Below are 20,526 nucleotides of genomic sequence, written 5' to 3' on the forward strand. Positions count from 1 at the left end.
CGCGTCAACCTCATGTCTGAAAAAAATCGCGTCTACCGTGCCGGCCTGATCTCAAGGGCGGGAACGGCACTGTCATTGGCTGCAATCAGAACAGGTGTGCTCGAGACGGGAATCCAGACTCCGGACGCAGGCCTTGCCGCCTGGTCGCACGGCATCGCAAAGCTTGCGCCTTGCGGGTCGCCCTTGAGCCGGATTTCGTAACGTCGGTCCGGGGCTTCGGACCAGACTGCAACTCTGCCGCCGGAAGCCGTCGATGCATTGATCGACACGATGCCGCTGGCGAGCTCGCGTCGCTCGGCATTCAAGCTGGAGCGAATGAAGGCCCAGGCCCCCTGGGCCGCGCAGGCAACGGGCTTTGGCGAATTATCAAAACGATAGAGTCCGAAATTATCCTCCAGCTCCGAGGGGTTCTTTCCACTGTCCTTGAGCTCGTAGAGCCACATGCCCTTGAGCCAGCGCGTCGCGGTCGACGCCCACAGGATCAGCTGCGCGGTATTGTCAGCCTGGGCCTGCTCGCTGACGCCGCATTTGTTGGTGGCCGTGGTCCAGCCCGTCTCGGTGACATAGATCGGGAAGTCCGGATTTCCGCTGGCCTGGCCGACGAGGCGGTGAAACGCGCTGAGCCGGTCGATGATCTCGGCCGACGTGCGCTTGCTCGGGCCCATGCAGAAATTATAGAGATGGATCGAAGCGCCGTCCGCATGCTGAAGAATGCCGGTCCGCAGCATCTTCTCCGTCCATGTCCAGCCCGGATCGTCGCCGAGCGCCCCGACCAGGAAAGGCGCATTCGGCGCAACCCGCTTCACCGCCGGCCGTGCGGCCTCGGCGAGCGCCAGATAGTTCTCCGGCGAGTACGCCGGATCCTTCTTTGCCGCCAGATTCCATTCGTTCCAGAGCTCGAAGACCGGATGCTGCGCCACGACCGATTGCGCCGCCGCCGCGGCATAATCGGCAAACCGCTGCCGTGCCTCATCGGTCGTCGGTGGCGAGGAATTCGGAACCAGGTGATGACCGAAGGCGAGGATCAGGAGGGGCCGCGCGACGCCGGACCTGACCTGCGCTTCGAGCCTGCCGAGCCTGGGCGTGAAGCCCATCCGGCGTCCTCCCACCTCGAAATCGGACCAGGGAAAATCATCGCGGAAGGCGTTGAGGCCGAGTTGCTTGATCTGCGCGACGTTCTCCGAAGGTACGTATCCGCGCGCGCTCACCGGGCCACCCAGCCCCTGATGGGTGCCGACCCCCAGCAGGAATCGGGCATCGAGCGGCTGCGCCTGCTGTGCGCAGACGGAGACCGGCAGAAGAATGGATGCGATGAAGCCCGCGAGGCGCAAGCTGCCGCGAACCGAGGTGCGTGAGAATATCATCGGCTAGATCATGCTCGCGAGCGCTGCGTTCGCGGTGACACCCAGTCCGGTCCATGACATCGCCATCGCGATCTCCTGCATCTGCGAGGGCAAGCGTGCACGTTTCTCCGTCCAGCCATCAGAAATTCTTGGAGAGGTCGGATTGCAGCCCCGCCTTCGCGTCGATTGGTGTCCGGTCGTCGTGGAGCAACTCGGCATAAACCTGCTGCAATTGCCCATGCGTCTTCTGAACGTCATAAAACTGCTTGAACCGGTCGTAGCCGCGCTGTCCCAACACCTTGAGATCGAGATCGAGTGCCCGCCGGAAGCCGTCGACGAGCGGCTGGACCGCGACGGGCTCGCAAAGCACGCCGGTCACGCCATCGACGACGATCTCGGGCAATGCTCCGCTGCGGAACGCCAGAATGGGTTTGGCCGCGCGCATCGCTTCCAGGGCAACGAGGCCGAAGGCTTCCCATCGTGACGGGATCACGACGAGGTCGGCGGCCTCGAGCTGGGTCTCGATGGTCGGGCGATCGAGCCAGCCCAGCAGGGACACGTTGGACGGGACGCTCGGGCCCTCGTACTTGTTGACGACGGAGGCGCCGATCATGCGGATCTCCAGCACATCCTCGAGCGAGCGAGCCGCTTCGATCAGGAGATCAAAGCCCTTCTGGCGGTCCAGCCGTCCGATGAACAGCACCTTGATCTTTTTGGACGTCCAGTCGGCCGCGACAGGCTGCGGCGTGCGGCTCTTCGAGATGCCGTTATGGACGAGGGTGAGGCGCTCGGCGGGAATCCCGGCGCGGACGGCTTCGTTGAACTCGTCGCCGGAGATGCAGATGATTCGGTCCGACGTGCGCGCAAGCAGGTTCTCCGCCGCCTTCGTCACGAGATGACTGAGGCGGCCGGTCTCGCGTGAAAACGCCCAGCCGTGCGGGCAATAGACGACGCGCGGCCCGTCCGAGCGGGCCGCCAGCGCCGGGCGCAGCACGAGGCCTGCAAACGAGGAATGCAAGTGCACGACATCGGGACGGAAGGCGTCCAGCGCTTGCATGCTTGCGCGCAACATCTGGAACAGCCCGGCAATGCCGCGGCCGGATCGTTCGAACGTTGTAATCTGGTTGTCATTGATCGCCGGAAGATCGCGACGATGATCCGACGGCACGACGTAGTGCACGTTCCCGGTGCCGAAGCTCGCCTGTTGCTGTGGATGCAACTCGTTCAGGTAGCTCGCAATCCCGCCACGGATCGTCTCGGCGATGTGCAGCACTTTCATCGTTTGCCTTCCGTAGGGCGGCGTTGGAGAGCCGGACATCGTGTATCCCTGTTCTGAGTTCGCGAGTGCGAAACACAGTTCCTCGAATACGTAGCGATATTGGGGCAGTGATGTGGTGATGTTGCGCCAAGCTCTTTGCGCGCATGATTGTCATAGGAAGAACGAAAATATTTCGTGGAACCACGCGCGCGTGCGCGAGTTGCAGCCAGTTGCAAATTGTTTGTGCGAAAACCGATGCGCGTGATAAGCGAAGTGCATCGAACTTCAAGCAGCGCTGGCAATTTTTGCTGGTGGTGTGAGGTGATCGAGCAACGACTTCGCCGACTTTTGCCACGAAAAGAACGCAACACGTTCCTGCTGCAGCCTGCGCTCCTGATCGGAGATGGCGCCGATTGCCAATCTTTCGAGCATCAGTCGCTTCAACGATTCGGCATCATTGGCGTCAAAATACGCAGCGGCGTCGGCGCACGTCTCCACGACCGCATCGGCCGTCGAGGCGATGACCGGGCAACCGAAGATCATGGCTTCGAGCGGCGGCACGCCGAAGCCTTCATAGAGCGAGGGAAACACGAACGCTGATGCATGCGCATAGAGGGCGGCGATCTCGCTGTCCGTCAGACGCCCGGCGAGCACCAGGCCGGAAACCCCGTCGCCCGAATTGTCCTGGAAGACCTTGCTGTTATCCCCTCCGACGATGACGAGCGGAACGTCGGCCCGATCGAGTAGCTGGACAGCACGGATCGCGACGGAGAGATTCTTGTTCTTGGTCTTCGAGCCTACGAAGAGGAAGAATTTCTGCGGCTGAACGCCCAGCCTGGCAAGAATGCCGGGATCGGGCTTGGTCGCCGCGAAGTGTTCGGCGCTGTTGGGAAATACCGGAATGCGCGATGCCGACAGATTCAGCACCTCGGCAAGCTCTCCGCGGGAAAATGCCGACACCGTTGCGATAGCAGCATGCCGAGCGAGCAGCCGGCCCATGGTTCGGTGAACTGCCAGATAGCGCCAGTTGAAGAAGTCGGGCCTGCGAAAGACCTGTGCGTCGTGGATCACGACAATGTGGTCGCGATGGAACACGGGGCCGGAATTGGCGAGACTGATCAAGCGGCCTCCCGCAGCGGCGCGCGCCAGGTCGATTTGATCCCAGGCGTGCCCTCGCAAGCGGCCAACGGCGCGAATCTTGATTCGCTCGAGGTGAAGGTTTTCGCTTGCATCCACGGGCGTCAGCAACTGCCAGTCTGCGTTCCGCAGCGCGGCGGGAGTTTGCTCCGACGCCAGAAGCACGTCGATCGCCTTGACGATCTCGGCGGCATAACGCTGAACGCCGGTGAGCTTTTGCGACAGAAAGCGGCCGTTGATGAAGAATTTCAATTGGCTACCACATTGGTTGATCGGAGCCCGGGCCGACCTTGCGGGGAAGCAGGTGGAGGACGAGCCGCAAAGGAGCAACCGTTTAGGTACAGAAATATGACGCAGTCCTGCACGGTGGAGGCGCTCCGCTTGCATGGCTGGCGCTGCCTTGCTGCGTATGAGGTCGCGGTGTAGATGTCGGCCATGAGTGACGATACCCACTCCCTCCGCAGCGGCTCTCTCACCGCGACCATCAAAGCGCACGGCGCCGAGCTGTGCTCGTTGAAGGACGACGTCACCGAATTCGTCTGGCAGGCCGGGCCGGAATGGCAACGCCATGCGCCGCTGCTGTTTCCGATCGTGGGGCGCCTTGCCGGGGACGAATTGCGGCACCGGGGCAAGACATACCGGATGACCCAGCACGGCTTCGCGCGCGACAGCCGCTTTGCTTGGGCGGAGCGCGGCGAGCGCCGCTGCACGCTGGTGCTCGAAGACAGCGATACGACCCGCGCGCTCTATCCGTTCGCGTTCCAGCTGACCGCAATCTATGCGCTCGACGATGCCGGTCTCGATCTGACGCTCGGGATCGCCAACACCGGCAAGGAGACATTGCCGGCTTCGATCGGCGGCCATCCCGCCTTCAATTGGCCGCTCCAGCCCGAAAGTGCGAAAGAGGACTACGCGCTGACCTTTGCAAAGGCGGAATCCTCTCCCGTCCGCCGTCTTGATGGCGGACTGCTGCGCGCGGCCGCGGAGCCTGGTCCCGTCAAGGGTATGCGGCTCGCCTTGTCCGAATCCCTGTTCGTCGACGACGCCATCATCTTCGACCGGATCGAGAGCAACGCGGTCCGCTATGCTGCGTCCGCCGGCCCCTGGCTGAAAATGTCCTGGCGCGGCTTTCGCGAGCTCGGCGTCTGGTCGAAACCGTCGGGCGCGCCGTTCCTCTGTATCGAGCCCTGGCACGGCTATGCCAGTCCCGCCGGCTTTGACGGCGAGTTCACGGACAAGCCGGGCCTGATGCATATCGCGCCAGGCGCGGAAGAGCGCTTGTCGTTCCGGATCGAGGTCGGATCGTCCTGAGTCGCAGGGCGGACTGGTCGTTGGCCCTCAGACCTCGATACGCGTGAGATCCTCGCCGAGCACGACCGGCCCCGCATAATCCTGCCGGACATCCGCAAGCAGCGCGTTCAGCATGGCATCGTCGGCGCGCGGTCGGTGATGGGTCAGCGCGAGCTTCCTGACGCCGGCCTTGGCCGCAACCTTGCCGACGGTGTCGCCGCAGGCGATCGTGAATTTCGCAAGGCGGCGGAGGTGCTCGTTGTTGATCTCCGGCGTTGCGAGAAAACAGCACTGGACAAGCAAATCGGCTCCCTCAGCCAGCCGCTCGAGCCCGGGGCAGGGGACCGTGTCGCCCGAAATTGCAATGACCTTGCCCTCCGCTTCGAAGCGGTAGCCGAGACACATCCATCGCGCGAGAAAGGCCGGCGGCATGTCGAGGCCGTCGCCATGCGAGACCAGCTCGGCGCTGATCTTCCAGCGCCCGGTGTCGAGAACGGGCCCCGGGATGATGTCCGTCGCGACGACGGGTTTCCAGCCGCCGAAGGTCGGCTCGCCCTTATCGCGCCAGGTGATGTCCTTGTCGTAGACCTGCGTGATCAGCGTGTCGACGAGCCGCTCGGTATCCGGCGGTCCATAGACGCGCAGCTCGTCCTTGCGTCCGTGCATCCATGAATTCAGCATCACATCGTAGAGGTCGCCGATGTGGTCGAAATGATGGTGGGTGAGAAATACCGTGTTGATGGCGCCGAGCGGAACGCCGGCCTTGCTGAGCTGCACCACGACGCCGCGGCCTGCGTCGAACAGGATATTCTCGTCGCCGAGCCTGATCAGCGTGGTCGTCGCCATGCGGCGCGGGTCCGGGCGCGGGCCGCCGGTGCCGAGCAGTATGACCTCCATGGAGCCTACTCCAGCGTAAAGAGCCTCCACAGTAGAGTTTAAGGCGGCAATGAAGCAAGCCGCATCGGGCCGGCAGGGACGGAGCAGGGGCGCTCAGCGCGTGCCGGCCGCAGTGGCGGCGATGGTCGGCGGGAGGATTGATCGGTCCAATCCCGCCGATGTCAGACGGTGCGCCAAATCCTGCGCGCGCCGTTCGACCAGATGCCAGGTCGCGCGCGCGACGAGATAGCTCAGCGCGGCGGTGACGACATAGGCGATGAGCAGCGAGACCAGTCCATCGGCGAGCGGCCAGAGCTGACGCAGGCCGTAGATCACCGCGAAGTGCGACAGATACATCGAATAGGAATTGCGGCCGAGCGCCTCGAGCGGCTGCAAGCGGATCGCAAGCTTGATGCAGCCGGCCACGAGCGCTCCGAGAACCAGGTTGATCATCAGATAGTTGAATTCATGCGAGCCGGTGACGCGGTTGGCGACGAAGGACAGCGCGATGAAGACCGCGTAGATCGCAGCGTCCGACTTGGAAAACCCGTCGCGTAGCGCGAAGAACAGCGCGCATCCGACCAGGAAAACCGGAAGCTGGTTCAGGAAGCTGATGTGCAGCGTGGTCCAGACGAACGCTTCGTGACCGGGACCGTAATAGGCGGAGAACAGCGCGAAGGCCCACGGCTTGAACAGGCAGACATTGACGAGATGCAGCACGATTGCCAGCGCGAGATAGAGATGGCGGCGCGAGCCGAACGCGGTGATCAGAAGCGGGAAGACGAGATAGAAGGTCATCTCGGCCGCGATCGACCAGTCGCCGGGCACGACGCTGTTGACGCTGTCCGGCCAGAAGCCGTGCAGGAACGTCGCGGTAAGGATCACTTGAACGGGCCCGATGCCGCCAGGCGCGTTGTCGCTCGGTCCGGTGCCGTTGATGACGAGGTAGACCGGGATCGCGAGCCAGAACAGCGGCGCGATGCGCAGGAAGCGGCGGATGTAGAACTTGCGCGTCGGACCGGTTTCGACGCGCTGCGTCCACATCAGGCACATCGTCATGGCGCTGACGAAGTAGAACACGTTGACGCCGGTCCAGCCGCACATGAAAGCGTAGTCGACGGCGTGGATATGTGATGGAAAAGATTGCGAAACGTGGATGGCCATCACGCCGGCGATGGCGAGGCCGCGCAGGACATCGAGCGTGTGCGAACGGCCGAACGGCGCAGTGCCTTGCTCGATTCGACCGGCAGCCAACCGGGCCTGCCCCTGCATCACGCCTGCTCCATGGTTCCGCATTATGCAGGCGGGACCATAGAGGCGCAGGTGGGTTTTCCGAAGCCGAAGGCCTTTTTTACGTTAATCGCCGGTTGAGTCCAAAGCCGAATGTGCGGGATCGGCGGTCACGGGCCGGCGCACGGCCCCCGTAGGGGCCGTCCTGCGCTATGATGCGCGGAATGAGAATTGTGGGCCAATTCATACTTAATCCCTAGAGATCATGACCAATATTGTTTGCGCATCACAACGCGCCTAATATTCCATCAGGCAATTTCGGGGGCTCGAACAAGTCGTGAATGTCCGTTCACATGACAGCGCGTTGCGCGGTGACTTGAATTTCCAGGTCGGGTCCCAGGCACACAGGACACCCAAGACCGTGGTTGATTCCGCACTTCAGGAGTTGCGTCCCGCCGGCCGCGAGCGGCTGATCGTCGTCGAGGACGATCCGGTGACGCGGACCATGCTGGTCGACTATTTCAGCGAGAACAATTTCGATGTGGTCGGCGCCAGCTCCTGCGCGGAGTGCCGCCAGGCGTTGCGCGCCCGAACCGATCTCATCTTCCTCGACGTGCAGCTGCCCGACGGCGACGGCTTCGAACTCGCCAAGGAGATCCAGGCCACCAGCAACGCGGGCATCATCTTCGTGACGCGCCGCGACACCGACGTCGATCGCATCCTCGGCCTCGAGATCGCCGGCGACCACTACGTCACCAAGCCGATCAATCTGCGTGACCTGCTCGCACGCGCCCGCAGCGTGCTGCGACGGCGCTCGCTCGACCGCAAGGCGGCCCGCAACCACAATTCGATCGCCTTCGGCGACTGGATCATCGACCTGACCCGGCGTGAATTGCTCGGCAGCGACGGCAAGCCGGTGGCACTGACGCGCGCCGAATTCGATCTGCTCGCGGCGCTGGTCGGCGCCGACGGACGGCCGCTCAGCCGTGACTATCTGATCGAGGTCGTCAGCAACCGCCAAGCCGAGGTCGACATCCGCACGGTCGATGCGCTCGTGGCGCGGCTGCGCCGCAAGCTCGTCGGCAGCGGTACGCCCGTGATCGCGACCGTCACCGGCGTCGGCTACAAGCTCGCGCTCAGCGAGCGCCTGTAGGGCAGCATCGTCAGCGCGATGCGACGCGCTTCCATCTGGCTTCGATGCGAGCCTTGATGAGGCTGATCCTGGCCTCGTGGGCGGCCCAATAAGCGCGGCTGGCGGCCGGGGTGCCTTGACGATAGCGGGCATAGACCGTTTTGGGCTGCGCCGACAGCTTCGGCCGGCTCGCCGGTTTGGCCGGAGCTGCAGCCGCAGCGACGGCCGGGGGCGCCGGATCCGGAACAGCCGCCGCTTCAGTCCCCACCGAGGTCGAGTTCATGGCCACAAGACGGTTACGGGCGCGGTTGCAATAGACTTGCGACCGCGCGGTCATATCTTCTTCGCCATGGCCTGCCCGGTACTTCATGAGGGCGCGGCAAATGTCCCCGCCCGCCAGACGCCAGGCCCGGCTGAGATAAAGCACTCCATAATGGATGTTGATGTCGGGTTCGGCGAGTTCCGCCTCGCTGCCCCGGAAGCCCAGCATCGCCGCTGTCTCGGGCCGCACCTGCATCAGGCCGATCTCGCCGACGCTGCCGATGACGGCCGAATTGTAACCGCTTTCGACGAACACGACGGCTTCGGCGACATCGGCCGGTAAATTGGTGTTTGCGGTTTCTCGCTCGATAATCTTCCGGATCATGGCTCGGGATGACGGCGTTTCGCCGGCGCCGAGCTCCGTCCTGCTGGTGGAGATCGCCGACGTCGCGCGCGGCTCGTCGATGGCGCCGTCTCCAGCCTGCGCGCAGATCGGGGCTGACAACAGCAGGACGACCGCCACGTGTCTCCACGTCGCGCCAGGATTGAAGCGTGCCCGATCCCACAGCATGGGTCCGTCATAGAGCTCCGGAGTTAATAAACCGGCCTCCGCTGCGCGGCGACTAGCGCGCGCGGGCGCTCTGATCGGTGGACGCCGCTTGCCCAGGTTCAGCCAGCCGGTCGTCGATCGCATAGAGCGTGCAGGTCGGCGACCATTTCATGCAGGCCGCCAGCGAGTCGCGCTGGGCCTCGTCGGCCGTAACGCGTCCCGCGCGCCAGCCGTAGCCGCCGTTCGGCGACACTGCAAAGGCCTTGTGCGGCATCATGCTGGCGAGATAGCGCGCGAACTCGGTCCGCGCGGCCTCGTTGAGCTGGCGCGGCGGCGGCAGCGGGTCGGGCGGGCTCAGGACGTCGCGACTGAAGAGGCCGCGCTCGCGCAGGAAGGCGTCGACATAGGGCGTCCATTGCGCACGGCTTGCCACCGCATAGAGGTAGTGGCCGTCGTCAGCGAACGGCGGCGCCGCGATGAATTTTGCGTTGCCGCCGCTGGTTCGAAATCCGTCATGGAGGCGGCGCGCGAGGTCGGGGCCGAAGTAGGAATCGTTGGTCGCATAGACCCACAGCATCGGCACGCGCGAGGTCTTGCCGAAGGTCACGAAGGCCTGCACCAGACCATCCTCATTGCAGACGTCGTCGTCATCGCGCGAGCCGCGGCCGCCGGCGAAGTTGATCGCGGCGACGAGACCCGACGGCGCCTGCGCGGTGAGCGCGATCGTTGCGAGCCCGCCGGCGGAATGGCCGGCCGCGATCATGCCTGACGTCGTCACGTCAGCCCGGCGCGCCATCGCATCGATCGCGGCGCGCAAGTCAGCGACCGCGACCGCCGCCGCGGGCAGGTAGGCGGCTTTCGCGCAGCCGCCGACGCTGTCGACGCGTCCGCCGGGCGAGGTGCCGTAGCCGCGCCGCATCACGATCAGCGCGGCAAAGCCGCGCCGGGCGTATTCGAGCGCGATGCCGTAATATTTGTGCGCGGACATCGTCGCGCGGTCGTCGAAGCTGCGCGGCGAGCCGTGGCTGAGCAGCGCCAGCGGATAGCGCTTCGTCCCGGCCGGGCGGACCAGGAAGGCCTCCAGCCCCTGCGGCCCGGCCTCCGCCATGGGGATGCGCAGGTCTTCGGTGTAGAACTCCGCGGCACGCGCCGGCGCACCGGCCAAGGCAGGGCCAATGACGAGGCCGGCGATCAGCAGAAGCAGCTTGCGTGAAAGAGCCATTGGCGATTCGGAGGGCCTCGATGGCGGGAAGCATAGCATGATCTCCTTACTTGAACCGTGACCCCCGCGGCCATCGCCGTCCTCGTCCCCGGGGATGACGCAGTGGAAGCGCATATGGAGCGATCTCGCCTGTGGCCATCCTTCGAGACGCCCGCCGTTGGCGGGCCCTCAGGATGAGGACTGAGTCCGTTGCGCTCATTTCAACGGGCTCTGATGCCGCTCAGCCTCATCCCGAGGAGACCGCGAAGCGGTTGTCTCGAAGGACGAGGCGCGCGCTCAGCTCGTGCAAAGAACCAAATGCGTGCCCTGCGGATGACGGGACCGGCGCCGGCTGTGTCGCCCTCTGTCAACCCATCCCCGCGAAAATATTCCACTTTACCGAAATTCGGTTTCGGCGTATGTGTTGCCCATCCCGGCTCACCCAAGAGGGGCGACTTGAGGTCGTCTTGTTCGCGAGCCGGGCTTGCGGTGGACGCGGCAGCGTCGGCATGAGAGGTGCGGGCAGGGCGGGTAGTCCCTGTGAGCTCGTAACCGCGTGCGGACGACGGCGCTGTCAGGCTTCGTCTCGCTCGTAAGTTTCCGGCTCTGTCGACGGAGTCCGGGAATACTGCGGCGACATGGCGGGCCGTGCGTACGGCAAAACCGTGTGGTCCTGGCCGTCGTTGCCACGGTCAAGCTGTTCGAAGATGTGCGCGAGCCCAACCGGGTGGACGGCATCGTCAATTCGAACGGCGAGGGAGGCCAAAAGGAATGGTCGGCTCCCGGGAGATCACGGCATAAGCCGTCCAGCCACTGCGCAGGGAAGGCCGAGTGATCGGCGACACCTGTATGCTGCTGTGCGGTTCTTCTGCGTGTGCCTATTGCGCAGCAGACCGCGGGTGCGAGCTGAGCACCCGGCCTTCCCTGCGCCCTCTTGGCTTTCAGAGGGTGAAGCGACCAGCAAAACTCGGGCGAAATGAGCCGCGAGGCTGCGAAGACATGTCTGCGATTTCAATGCGAATTGGAGGAGCTACGCTGTGGCCTCATACTCCGTCATTGCGAGGAGCCCTTGCGACGAAGCAATCCAGAATCCCTCCGCGGAAGGATTCTGGATTGCTTCGCTGCGCTCGCAACGACGATGTGGAGGTGGCGAGCCTCGAAGGCCAACCGCCCGGCTGCACTCGGTCGTCCTTGGTCCCGTCCCGCTGCAGTCCGTAGCCCGGATGAGCGAAACGACATCCGGGGCAGGAGGTCCCGGGTATCGCTTCGCTCATGCCGGCTACGGCAATCCCCGGGAACGCCTTCCCCACCGCGGGTGTTGTGCCCTTGGCGGGGGCCCGGTCGATGCTATGGTATCCGCTATCTCTGTGACGACAGGACGAGGATATTTTCAGTGGCTGATGTTCATCCCGCGGCAGGCAAGAAGGCTTCGCCGGACGCGCTCACCAACATTCCGCGGCTGGTGACGGCCTATTTCGCCGGCAAGCCCGATGTTGCGGATCCCGCGCAGCGCGTGGCGTTCGGCACCTCAGGCCATCGCGGCACCTCGTTCAAGAACACTTTTAACGAAGGCCATATCCTCGCGACCACGCAGGCGATCTGCGACTACAGACGGGAAAAGGGGCTGACCGGACCGCTGTTCATCGGCATCGACACCCACGCGCTGGCCGAGCCGGCACTGGTCAGCGCCGTCGAGGTGTTCGCCGCCAACGGCGTCGACATCATGATCGACAAGGACGGCGGCTACACGCCGACGCCGGTGATCTCGCACGCGATCCTGACCTACAACAAGGGCCGCACCAGCGGCCTTGCCGACGGCGTCGTCATCACGCCCTCGCACAATCCGCCGGAGGATGGCGGCTACAAATACAATCCGCCGCATGGCGGGCCGGCCGATACGGATGTCACGGGCGTGGTCGAGAAGCGCGCCAACGCCTATCTCGCCGACGGCCTCAAGGGCGTGAAGCGCATCGACTATGCCAAGGCGCTGAAGTCTTCGAACGTCCATGCCGCCGACTTCGTCACGCCTTACGTCGCCGATCTCGGCAATGTCGTCGATCTCGACCTCGTCAAATCCGCCGGCATCAAGATCGGGATCGATCCGCTCGGCGGCGCCGCCGTACACTACTGGCATCCGATCATCGAGCGCTACGGTTTGAAGGCGACGGTGGTGAACGAGGCGATCGACCCGACCTTCCGTTTCATGACGGTGGACTGGGACGGCAAGATCCGCATGGACTGCTCCTCGCCCTACGCGATGGCGAGCCTGATCGCGATGCGCGACCGTTTCGACGTCGCCTTTGCCAACGACACCGATGCCGATCGCCACGGCATCGTCACGCGCTCCGGCGGCCTGATGAATCCGAACCATTATCTGGCGACCGCGATCTCCTATCTGTTCGCGCATCGTCCGAACTGGGGCAGGGACGCCGCGATCGGCAAGACCGTGGTGTCGAGCTCGATCATCGACCGCGTCGCCAAGAAGCTCGGGCGCAAGCTGGTCGAGACGCCGGTCGGCTTCAAATGGTTCGTCGACGGTCTCCTCACGGGCGGCTTCGGCTTCGGCGGCGAGGAGAGTGCGGGCGCCTCGTTCCTGCGTCGTGACGGCACGGTGTGGACGACCGACAAGGACGGCGTCATCCTTGGCCTGCTCGCCGCCGAGATCATGGCGAAGACCGGCCGCGATCCCAGTCAGCTGTTCAATGATCTGACCGCCGAGTTCGGCGTGCCGCATTACGCGCGCATCGACGTCGCCGCGACCGGGCCGCAAAAGAACATCCTCAAATCCGTCACGCCCGAGCAGCTCGGCCTGAAGGATCTCGCCGGCGATCCTGTCCGCGCCACGCTCAGCAAGGCGCCCGGCAACGGTCAGCCGTTTGGCGGCATCAAGGTCGAGACCGATTTCGGCTGGTTCGCCGCGCGGCCGTCAGGGACCGAGGACGTCTACAAGATCTACGCCGAGAGCTTCCGCAGCACCGAGCACCTGACGCGGATTCAGGAGGAGGCCAAGGCAGGACTGGCGAAGGTGTTCGGGGCGTAAAGCGCCGGACCAAATCGCCGTACCGCCTTCTTCGACCATGGGTAGGTCTCGCCGCATCACACGGTGTCATCGCCCGCCTAGTGCGCAATTGCGCACAGGGGCGGGCGATCCGGGCAGAAATTGTCTGAACCAATGTCCGCTGCGGAGTCCTGGATCCCCGCTTCCGAATCACTTCTGCTGATATGTATACATTCGTGAAGTTATAGGTATTTCGGTACGCCGATTTCCGCCTTGAATAATTCCATCCCTCAGTTATTGTATACATAACGCATACATAAGCCGTGGGAGTGAGACCAATGACAAAGCCCTTCCCCATGAATGCCTGGTACGCCGCGGCCTGGGACGCGGACGTGAAAGCTGCGCTGCTGCCGCGGACGATCTGCGGCAAGCATGTCGTGATGTACCGGAAGGCCGACGGTTCGGTCGCCGCGCTGGAGGATGCCTGCTGGCACCGTCTGGTGCCGCTGTCCAAGGGCCGGCTCGAAGGCGACACCGTCGTCTGCGGCTATCACGGCCTGAAATACAACGCGCAGGGGCGCTGCACCTTCATGCCCTCGCAGGAGACCATCAACCCGTCGGCCTGCGTCCGCGCCTATCCCGTGGTCGAGCGCCATCGCTACATCTGGCTCTGGATGGGCGATCCCGCGCTGGCCGATCCCGCGCTCGTGCCGGACATGCACTGGAATCACGATCCGGCCTGGGCCGGCGACGGCAAGACCATCCACGTTAATTGCGACTACCGCCTCGTGCTCGACAATCTCATGGACCTCACCCATGAGACCTTTGTGCACGGCTCCTCCATCGGCAACGATGCGGTGGCGGAGGCGCCGTTCGACGTCACTCATGGCGAGAAGACTGTCACGGTCACGCGCTGGATGCGGAACATCGAGCCACCGCCGTTCTGGGCGAAACAGCTCGGCAAGACCGGCCTGGTCGATCGCTGGCAGATCATCCGCTTTGAGGCGCCATGCACCATCGCCATCGACGTCGGCGTGGCGCCGACAGGCACCGGTGCGCCGGAAGGCGATCGCTCGCAGGGCGTCAACGGCTTCGTGCTCAACACCATCACGCCCGAGACTGAAAAGACCTGCCACTATTTCTGGGCCTTCGTGCGCAACTACCAGCTCGGCGAGCAGCGCATCACCACCGAGATCCGCGAGGGCGTCTCCGGCATCTTCCACGAGGACGAGCTGATCCTGGAAGCGCAGCAGCGCGCGATGGACGAAAACCCCGATCGCATCTTCTACAACCTCAACATCGACGCCGGCGCGATGTGGACGCGCAAGCTGATCGACCGGATGGTAGCGAAGGAAAACGGGCCGCAGCACCTTCAGGCGGCGGAGTAGGCCAGGTGAAAGCAGCCCCCGAACGTGAGGTCGACCGCTCCGTCTCGCAGACCGTGAAGGCGCAGCTTGCGCTGCGCGACCAGATCCTGTCCGGCTCTCTGCGGCCAGGCGAGCGCATCTCCGAGCTCCAGGCGGTGGAGACCACCGGCGCCTCGCGCACCCCGGTGCGCATGGCGCTGGTGCGGCTGGAGGAGGAGGGCCTGCTGGAGGCGATCCCGTCCGGCGGCTTCATGGTGAAGGCGTTTTCGGAACGCGACATCTCCGATTCCATCGAGCTGCGCGGCACGCTCGAAGGGCTCGCTGCGCGCTTCGCCGCCGAGCGCGGTGTTTCCGCGCGCGAACTCGAGCCGCTCAAGGAGTGCCTTGCCGCGATCGACGAATTGCTGCGCCAGGTGCCGATCTCGATCGAAGCCTTCTCGTCCTATGTCACGCTGAACGCGCGCTTCCACGCTCTGCTCACGGAATTGTCGCGCAGCCCACCCTTGGTTCGCCAGATCGACCGCGCCTCGGCGCTGCCGTTCGCATCCCCGAGCGGCTTCGTGATGGCGCAGTCGGCGCTCCCGGAAGCGCAGCAGATCCTGATCATCGGGCAGGAGCACCACCGCGTCGTGATCGACGCCATCGAGAACCGCGAAGGCGCGCGCGCCGAAGCCGTCATGCGCGAGCATGCGCGGCTGGCGGTGCGCAATCTGCGCCTCGCGCTGCGCAACCGGACCCATCTCGACCTCTTGCCGGCGCTGGCGCTGATCAAGACCGCAACCGATTGAGGGCAGTGCCATGCGCTTCATCGAAACCTGGATTCCGGCAACGCTCGTCTCGACGCGCGATCTCGCTCCCGGCATCCGCGAATTCCTGATCCGGCCTGATCGGTTCGACGCCGCCGCCTATCCGGTCGGCAGCCACATCAATATCAGCGTGACCATCGACGGCCTGCCGGAGACGCGGTCCTATTCACTGGTCGGCGAAGCCACCTCGGCTGGCTTCAAGATCGCGGTGCGCCGTGCCGAGGATTCCCGCGGCGGCTCGCGCTACATGTGGCAGCTCGCGCCGGGCGCGCGGCTCGACATCACCCAGCCCGCTTCGCTGCTCGCGGTCGACTGGGCTCGCGAAAGCTATTGTCTGATCGCCGGCGGCATCGGCATCACGCCGATCCTCGGTGCCGCGCAGGCGCTGGCGCGGCGCGGCGTGGATGTCACGCTACACTATGCGGTGCGCTCGCGCGCCGAGGCTGCCTATCTCGACGATCTCGCCGCGATGCTCGGCGATCGCCTGGTCGTTCATGCCAGCGATGAAGGCAGACGGCTCGACCTCGATGCGGTGTTCGCGTCATTGCCGCAAGGCGCGCTGTCGCTGTTCTGCGGCCCGATGCGGATGCTGGATGCCGCGCGCCACGCCTGGATCGGGGCGGGCCATCCGCTGCCCGATCTCCGCTACGAGACCTTCGGCTCCAGCGGCACGCTGCCGACCGAGACGTTTCGCGTGCGCCTGAAGGGCTCCGATGTCGAGCTCGAAATCCCGCGCGAGCGCTCGATGCTGGACGTGCTCAACGCCAGCGGTCACGACGTGATGTACGATTGCAAGCGCGGCGAATGCGGCCTCTGCGCCATCGACGTGGTCGAGGTCGACGGCGAGATCGACCACCGCGACGTCTTCTTCAGTGACCATCAGAAGCAAAGCAACCAGAAGATCTGCGCCTGCGTCTCGCGGGCCCGTGGCACCATCACCGTGGACACGCTGCTGCGCGCGGACGCGGTTTGAGCGAGCCTTGAGCTGGACTCCATCAAGAAGGAATGGACGGCGCCGCGGGCTCCACCTCTCCCGCTTGCGGGAGAGGTCGCGCCGAAGCGCCGGGTGAGGGCTCTCTCCTCTGAGGGAGTGTCCCGTTGCGGAGACACCCTCTCCCCAACCCTCTCCCGCAAGCGGGCGAGGGGGCTTACCGCCGTCGTGGTCGTCACTAGGTCAAATCTAAGCTTCCACCTACGCCGCAAACGTCGCCCGAAGCTTCTTTGGATCCAGCAGCGCCAGCACGCCGTCCACCGACACCGGCCGGCTGATCAGATAGCCCTGCACCTCGTCGCAACTGATCTGCCTGAGATAGTCGAGCTGGTCGGCGGTCTCGACGCCCTCGGCGACGACGGCGATGCGCAGGTCGCGCGCGAGCGAGATCACCGATTTGACGATGGCGGCGCAGTCGGGCTGCACCAGCATGTCGCGGATGAAGGACTGGTCGATCTTGATGCGGCTGAACGGCAGCTTGCGCAAATAGGTGAGGGAGGAGAAGCCGGTCCCGAAATCGTCCAGCGCCACGGTGACGCCGAGCTGCAGCAGCGCGTTCAGAACCGGCTCGGCCGAGCCGTATTTCGACAGCAGCATCGATTCCGTGATCTCGATCTCGAGCCGGTGCGGGGCGATCTTCGCCTCCGCGAGCGCCTGAACGATGATCTGGAGGATGCCGGCGTTGTGAAACTGCGCGGCCGAGAAGTTCACGGCGACCCTGATGTCGTCCGGCCACTCGGCAACCGTCGCGCAGGCGCGGCGGACGACCCATTCGCCGATCTCGTGGATCAGCCCGGTCTCTTCCGCGATCGGAATGAATTCGCTCGGCGGTACCAGTCCGCGCTCAGGATGTTGCCAGCGCAGCAGCGCTTCGAAACCAGTGATCCGGCTTTGGTCGAGATCGAGGAACGGCTGGAACACGAGGAACAGCTCGTTTCGCGCGATCGCGCCCTCGAGGTCGGATTGCAGCGCCTTGCGATCGCGTGACACCCTGTCGTCGCTGGTCTCGAAGAAGCGGATCGTGCCGGGGCCCGCCTTCTTGGCGCGGTAGAGCGCGGCATCGGCATTCTTCATGACGTCGAGCGCCGTGGTGCCGTCGCGGGGCGCCAGCACGATGCCGACGCTGGTCGCGCCCACGATCTGGCGGCCCTCGATGCGGAACGGTTCAGTGAAGGCTGCGACGAAGCGTTCGGCGATCTCGAGTGCATCCTCGGGACGCGCCAGATTGGCCATCACCAGCGCGAATTCGTCGCCGCCGATGCGTGCGACATGCTCGGCGGCGCGCGTGCAGCGTCGCAGGCGGCTTGCAACCTGGACCAGGAATTCGTCGCCGGCGGGATGGCCGAACTTGTCGTTGACCTCCTTGAAGCGATCGAGATCGAGCAGGAGCACCGCAAACTCCTCGCCTGACAATGCCAGCCGCTTGAGCGCGGCCTCGAGCGTCTCGTTGAAGGCGACGCGGTTGGGCAGGTGGGTCAGAGGATCCAGCCGCACCGTGCGCTCCGCCTCGATCTGTCGCATCACGCGCCGCGCGAACGAGAACGAATTGACGAACACGCCGCGCAGCAGCACGCTGCCGTAGACCACGACGAGGAAGGCGATCAGCAGAAAGGCCAGATCGCCGTTGCTGCCGAGGCAGATCGCGATCCCGACGAAGATCGGGGCCGTGAAGGCGATCGCTGCGATCGGGATGGTGGCGAAGGCGAGCGCGCCGCCGGCCAGCATGCCCGAGCACAGGCAGGTGATGACGAGCTGGCCGCCGGTCGAAGCATTATTGAAGAAGGCGACGGGGACGATGCCCCAGGCGGTGCCGAGGACAAAGGCATTTTGCACCAGCCGGTGCATGGCGCGGCGCGAGACGAATTGCGGCTTGGTGATGCGGCGCGCGGCGCGGGATTGCAGGCCGAACATGATCGCGCCGCTTGCGACAGCGCCCGCCCAGATCAACGCAAGAATCCTGTCCGGCGATTGCCACAGTGCGATGGCGAGCACGATGGCGTTGCAGGCATTGGCGAGCATGATGCCGACCGAATAGCCGAGCACCAGCGACATCTGTTCGGCGCGGATATGGCCGGCCACGGCTTCGTCGGTTGCGGGACCGCCAAAGGCCGACAGATCGCCCGCGAACAGCCGCGCGACATAGCTGGTCGTTTGAGTCCGCATTTCAGAGCCTAGCAGCACGGGCCGTTGGTCGGCTCCTTCAGGGAGAATTCGCCGCAAACCTTTGACGAACTATGAATTATCCCCGTTTGCCACGCTCCGCGCGACCACTTCTGCGTGTTCAAAGGAAGGTATCGATAACAAATCGATACAAATGCGGACTTCGACACTTACGGAGCCGGCAAATGAGCGAGGCGCTGACGCACCTCGGCCTAATTCTAACTCCGCTGTCATGCCCCGCGACCCGGCTACGCCTAGGCTTCGCCGAGGTTTAGATCCAGGCGCGCCGAAGCTTTGGCGAAGGCGGCAGGCGGGACATCCAGCACGCCGCGGCCTATCGAGGAATCACAACGGTCTCGGAGTGCTGGATCGCCCGCCCAAGGGCGCAGTTGCGCACAGGTCGGGCGATGACACCTGGAGGCCCTGTTCGGCCAGGAAATGCGTCAGCCCATCGATCTGCCGCGAGCCCACGAAGGCGCCTATGTAACCGTCAGGACGCACCAGCACCCAATCCCCGGGCGACACGGCGTATGCGTCCCGAAAGTGCTCGCTTTCGTCGACGAGCTCGGCATCCGGGCCGATACGGTGGATGTGCAGTCCAGTGCACGCCGATACAGTCTCGCGTTTCACCTGATAGCCAAGCAGCGTCCAATGAGGCCCCTTGAGCAGCGCGAACAAGCGTATGGGTTGTCCGGCGGCTCCGCGTAGCGGCGCATCCGGTGCGCGGGCTCCGGCGGACGGGCCTGCCATGCGCCCTGGCTTTTCCAGTGCCAAGGGCGATCCCGGATAGCCGATGTCGAGTTGCTGCACCTCGCGGCCGCGCCTCACGTCGCCGCGCTTGGCCGCTTCCAGCAAGTCGGTGGAAAGGCCGAGCACATTTGCAGCGACGGGGCGTCGTTCTCCCTCGTAACTGTCGAGCAGAGTTGCGGACGCACCGCCGATAACGGCCGCCAGCTTCCAGCCCAGATTGTAGGCGTCCTGCACGCTGGTATTGAGACCTTGTCCACCTGTCGGAGGATGGATGTGAGCTGCATCGCCGATCAGAAATGCACGGCGATCCCGGTAGCGATCGGCGAGTCTCGCATTCATCTGATAAGCCGACGCCCAAAGCACGGACTGGATGCGGATGTCGTTGCGTCCCGTGCGCTCGGCGACCATGGCCGAAAGCCCTTCGGCGGACAGATCGACCTCGCCTTCGAGCGGAACGGGTGCCTGCAACTGAAACAGCTCCGTTCCGGCCAGCGGACACAGCGAAATCTGGCGGTCCATCGCGCCATCGTGGAAGCGGTGCCACGCCCGGCGGTCCAGGCCCGTCAGCACGACATCGGCCACCACGGCTCGTACGCCGAGCGTCTTGCCTTGAAAACCAATGCCGAGTGCGTGACGCACGAAGCTGCGACCGCCGTCGGCACCGACGAGGTAACGCACGCGGATCGTCTCTTCGCCGGCCCGGCCTGAAAGGCGCGCAGTCACACCGTCCTCATCCTGCTCCAGGCCGACCAATTCGCAGCCAAATTCCGCCCGCCCGCCCAGTTCGAGCAGACGTTCGCGCATCACGCCCTCGGTCAGGAATTGCGGGATCATCAGCGCCATGTTGTAGGGCTCGGCGGGGGTGGGGACTGCGAGCTCTGCGATCTCTGACTCGATGAAGCTGCCGTCATCGCGGTATTTGCGCTGCGGCGGGTAGAGCCCTCCGGCGGCAACGATGCGGTCGATGATGCCGAGATCCTCGAAGATCTCGAGGGTTCGAGGCTGGATTCCCTTGCCGCGAGATCCATGGAACGGACCGACTTGCTTCTCGATCAGCCGAAAAGACACGCCTCGCCGCGCGAGGTCGATGGCGAGCGTAAGGCCGGCCGCACCTGCTCCGCAGATCAGAACCTCCGCCGTGAATTGCTTTGTCATGGCATCCTCAATATGTGTAAT

15 protein-coding genes are annotated in these 20,526 nt (G+C 64.5%); 6 read left to right on the forward strand and 9 right to left on the reverse strand.

Going from position 1 to position 20,526, the window contains the following annotated elements; translation table 11 throughout:
- Nucleotides 1–32 precede the first annotated feature (32 nt).
- The 3 genes from AABA86_RS25705 to AABA86_RS25715 form a co-directional block, all read right to left on the reverse strand.
- Nucleotides 33–1,364, reverse strand: coding sequence for a hypothetical protein (locus AABA86_RS25705; protein WP_338308859.1), 1,332 nt, complete (start codon nucleotides 1,362–1,364; stop codon nucleotides 33–35).
- A 118-nt stretch (nucleotides 1,365–1,482) separates the two neighbouring features.
- Nucleotides 1,483–2,622, reverse strand: coding sequence for a glycosyltransferase (locus AABA86_RS25710; RefSeq protein WP_338308860.1), 1,140 nt, complete (start codon nucleotides 2,620–2,622; stop codon nucleotides 1,483–1,485).
- Nucleotides 2,623–2,886: 264 nt separating this feature from the next.
- Complete coding sequence (locus AABA86_RS25715) at nucleotides 2,887–3,990, reverse strand: glycosyltransferase family 4 protein (protein WP_338308861.1); 1,104 nt, start codon at nucleotides 3,988–3,990, stop codon at nucleotides 2,887–2,889.
- A 183-nt stretch (nucleotides 3,991–4,173) separates the two neighbouring features.
- Here AABA86_RS25715 and AABA86_RS25720 point away from each other — a divergent pair, with 183 nt between their 5' ends.
- On the forward strand, nucleotides 4,174–5,049 hold the full coding sequence (locus tag AABA86_RS25720) for an aldose 1-epimerase family protein (protein WP_338308862.1): 876 nt from the start codon (nucleotides 4,174–4,176) through the stop codon (nucleotides 5,047–5,049).
- A 27-nt stretch (nucleotides 5,050–5,076) separates the two neighbouring features.
- Here the strand turns inward: AABA86_RS25720 and AABA86_RS25725 are convergent, their stop codons facing one another.
- Both AABA86_RS25725 and AABA86_RS25730 read right to left on the reverse strand, forming a co-directional pair.
- Nucleotides 5,077–5,925, reverse strand: a complete 849-nt coding sequence (locus tag AABA86_RS25725; RefSeq protein WP_338308863.1) for an MBL fold metallo-hydrolase — start codon at nucleotides 5,923–5,925, stop codon at nucleotides 5,077–5,079.
- Nucleotides 5,926–6,018: 93 nt separating this feature from the next.
- Nucleotides 6,019–7,176, reverse strand: a complete 1,158-nt coding sequence (locus AABA86_RS25730; protein ID WP_338308864.1) for an acyltransferase family protein — start codon at nucleotides 7,174–7,176, stop codon at nucleotides 6,019–6,021.
- A gap of 295 nt (nucleotides 7,177–7,471) precedes the next feature.
- On the opposite strand from AABA86_RS25730, the gene AABA86_RS25735 reads away from it, so the two are divergent.
- Entirely contained in the window at nucleotides 7,472–8,287 is an 816-nt protein-coding gene (locus tag AABA86_RS25735) for a response regulator (RefSeq protein ID WP_212249199.1), read from the forward strand.
- Nucleotides 8,288–8,297: 10 nt separating this feature from the next.
- Here AABA86_RS25735 and AABA86_RS25740 read toward each other — a convergent pair whose 3' ends face one another.
- Both AABA86_RS25740 and AABA86_RS25745 read right to left on the reverse strand, forming a co-directional pair.
- Nucleotides 8,298–9,050 carry a transglycosylase SLT domain-containing protein gene (locus AABA86_RS25740; RefSeq protein ID WP_338308865.1) on the reverse strand — a complete coding sequence of 251 codons (753 nt, stop codon included), beginning with the start codon at nucleotides 9,048–9,050 and terminating at the stop codon, nucleotides 8,298–8,300.
- A gap of 100 nt (nucleotides 9,051–9,150) precedes the next feature.
- The gene (locus AABA86_RS25745; protein ID WP_212249201.1) at nucleotides 9,151–10,299 is read right to left on the reverse strand and encodes an alpha/beta hydrolase family protein; all 1,149 of its coding nucleotides are present in this window, start codon (nucleotides 10,297–10,299) and stop codon (nucleotides 9,151–9,153) included.
- Nucleotides 10,300–11,671: 1,372 nt separating this feature from the next.
- Between AABA86_RS25745 and pgm the strand changes: the two genes are divergently transcribed.
- The 4 genes from pgm to AABA86_RS25765 all read left to right on the forward strand — a co-directional run bounded on the left by pgm (nucleotide 11,672) and on the right by AABA86_RS25765 (nucleotide 16,422).
- Nucleotides 11,672–13,318: a phosphoglucomutase (alpha-D-glucose-1,6-bisphosphate-dependent) gene (gene pgm, locus AABA86_RS25750; protein ID WP_212249202.1), complete on the forward strand. Its 1,647-nt coding sequence runs from the start codon at nucleotides 11,672–11,674 to the stop codon at nucleotides 13,316–13,318.
- Between the two features lie 296 nt (nucleotides 13,319–13,614).
- Nucleotides 13,615–14,664, forward strand: coding sequence for an aromatic ring-hydroxylating dioxygenase subunit alpha (locus tag AABA86_RS25755; RefSeq protein WP_212249203.1), 1,050 nt, complete (start codon nucleotides 13,615–13,617; stop codon nucleotides 14,662–14,664).
- Nucleotides 14,665–14,669: 5 nt separating this feature from the next.
- Nucleotides 14,670–15,431, forward strand: coding sequence for a GntR family transcriptional regulator (locus AABA86_RS25760; RefSeq protein ID WP_338308866.1), 762 nt, complete (start codon nucleotides 14,670–14,672; stop codon nucleotides 15,429–15,431).
- Between the two features lie 10 nt (nucleotides 15,432–15,441).
- Nucleotides 15,442–16,422 carry a PDR/VanB family oxidoreductase gene (locus tag AABA86_RS25765; RefSeq protein WP_038972579.1) on the forward strand — a complete coding sequence of 327 codons (981 nt, stop codon included), beginning with the start codon at nucleotides 15,442–15,444 and terminating at the stop codon, nucleotides 16,420–16,422.
- Nucleotides 16,423–16,641: 219 nt separating this feature from the next.
- Here AABA86_RS25765 and AABA86_RS25770 read toward each other — a convergent pair whose 3' ends face one another.
- Together AABA86_RS25770 and AABA86_RS25775 are read right to left on the reverse strand one after the other, a co-directional pair.
- Nucleotides 16,642–18,603 (reverse strand): putative bifunctional diguanylate cyclase/phosphodiesterase, encoded by a 1,962-nt coding sequence (locus AABA86_RS25770; protein WP_338308867.1) that lies wholly within the window; start codon nucleotides 18,601–18,603, stop codon nucleotides 16,642–16,644.
- A 342-nt stretch (nucleotides 18,604–18,945) separates the two neighbouring features.
- Nucleotides 18,946–20,505, reverse strand: coding sequence for an FAD-dependent oxidoreductase (locus AABA86_RS25775; RefSeq protein ID WP_338308868.1), 1,560 nt, complete (start codon nucleotides 20,503–20,505; stop codon nucleotides 18,946–18,948).
- Between the last annotated feature and the right edge of the window lie 21 nt (nucleotides 20,506–20,526).

The sequence above is a fragment of the Bradyrhizobium sp. TM233 genome (assembly GCF_036247965.1).
Classification (GTDB): Bacteria; Pseudomonadota; Alphaproteobacteria; order Rhizobiales; family Xanthobacteraceae; genus Bradyrhizobium; species Bradyrhizobium ottawaense.

Bases quoted from the DNA above. Each gene is read 5' to 3' on its own strand.
- AABA86_RS25705 (WP_338308859.1), bottom strand. From the start codon at position 1,364: ATGATATTCTCACGCACCTCGGTTCGCGGCAGCTTGCGCCTCGCGGGC.
- AABA86_RS25710 (WP_338308860.1), bottom strand. From the start codon at position 2,622: ATGAAAGTGCTGCACATCGCCGAGACGATCCGTGGCGGGATTGCGAGC.
- AABA86_RS25720 (WP_338308862.1), top strand. From the start codon at position 4,174: ATGAGTGACGATACCCACTCCCTCCGCAGCGGCTCTCTCACCGCGACC.
- AABA86_RS25725 (WP_338308863.1), bottom strand. From the start codon at position 5,925: ATGGAGGTCATACTGCTCGGCACCGGCGGCCCGCGCCCGGACCCGCGC.
- AABA86_RS25730 (WP_338308864.1), bottom strand. From the start codon at position 7,176: ATGCAGGGGCAGGCCCGGTTGGCTGCCGGTCGAATCGAGCAAGGCACT.
- AABA86_RS25745 (WP_212249201.1), bottom strand. From the start codon at position 10,299: ATGGCTCTTTCACGCAAGCTGCTTCTGCTGATCGCCGGCCTCGTCATT.
- AABA86_RS25755 (WP_212249203.1), top strand. From the start codon at position 13,615: ATGACAAAGCCCTTCCCCATGAATGCCTGGTACGCCGCGGCCTGGGAC.
- AABA86_RS25765 (WP_038972579.1), top strand. From the start codon at position 15,442: ATGCGCTTCATCGAAACCTGGATTCCGGCAACGCTCGTCTCGACGCGC.
- AABA86_RS25770 (WP_338308867.1), bottom strand. From the start codon at position 18,603: ATGCGGACTCAAACGACCAGCTATGTCGCGCGGCTGTTCGCGGGCGAT.
- AABA86_RS25775 (WP_338308868.1), bottom strand. From the start codon at position 20,505: ATGACAAAGCAATTCACGGCGGAGGTTCTGATCTGCGGAGCAGGTGCG.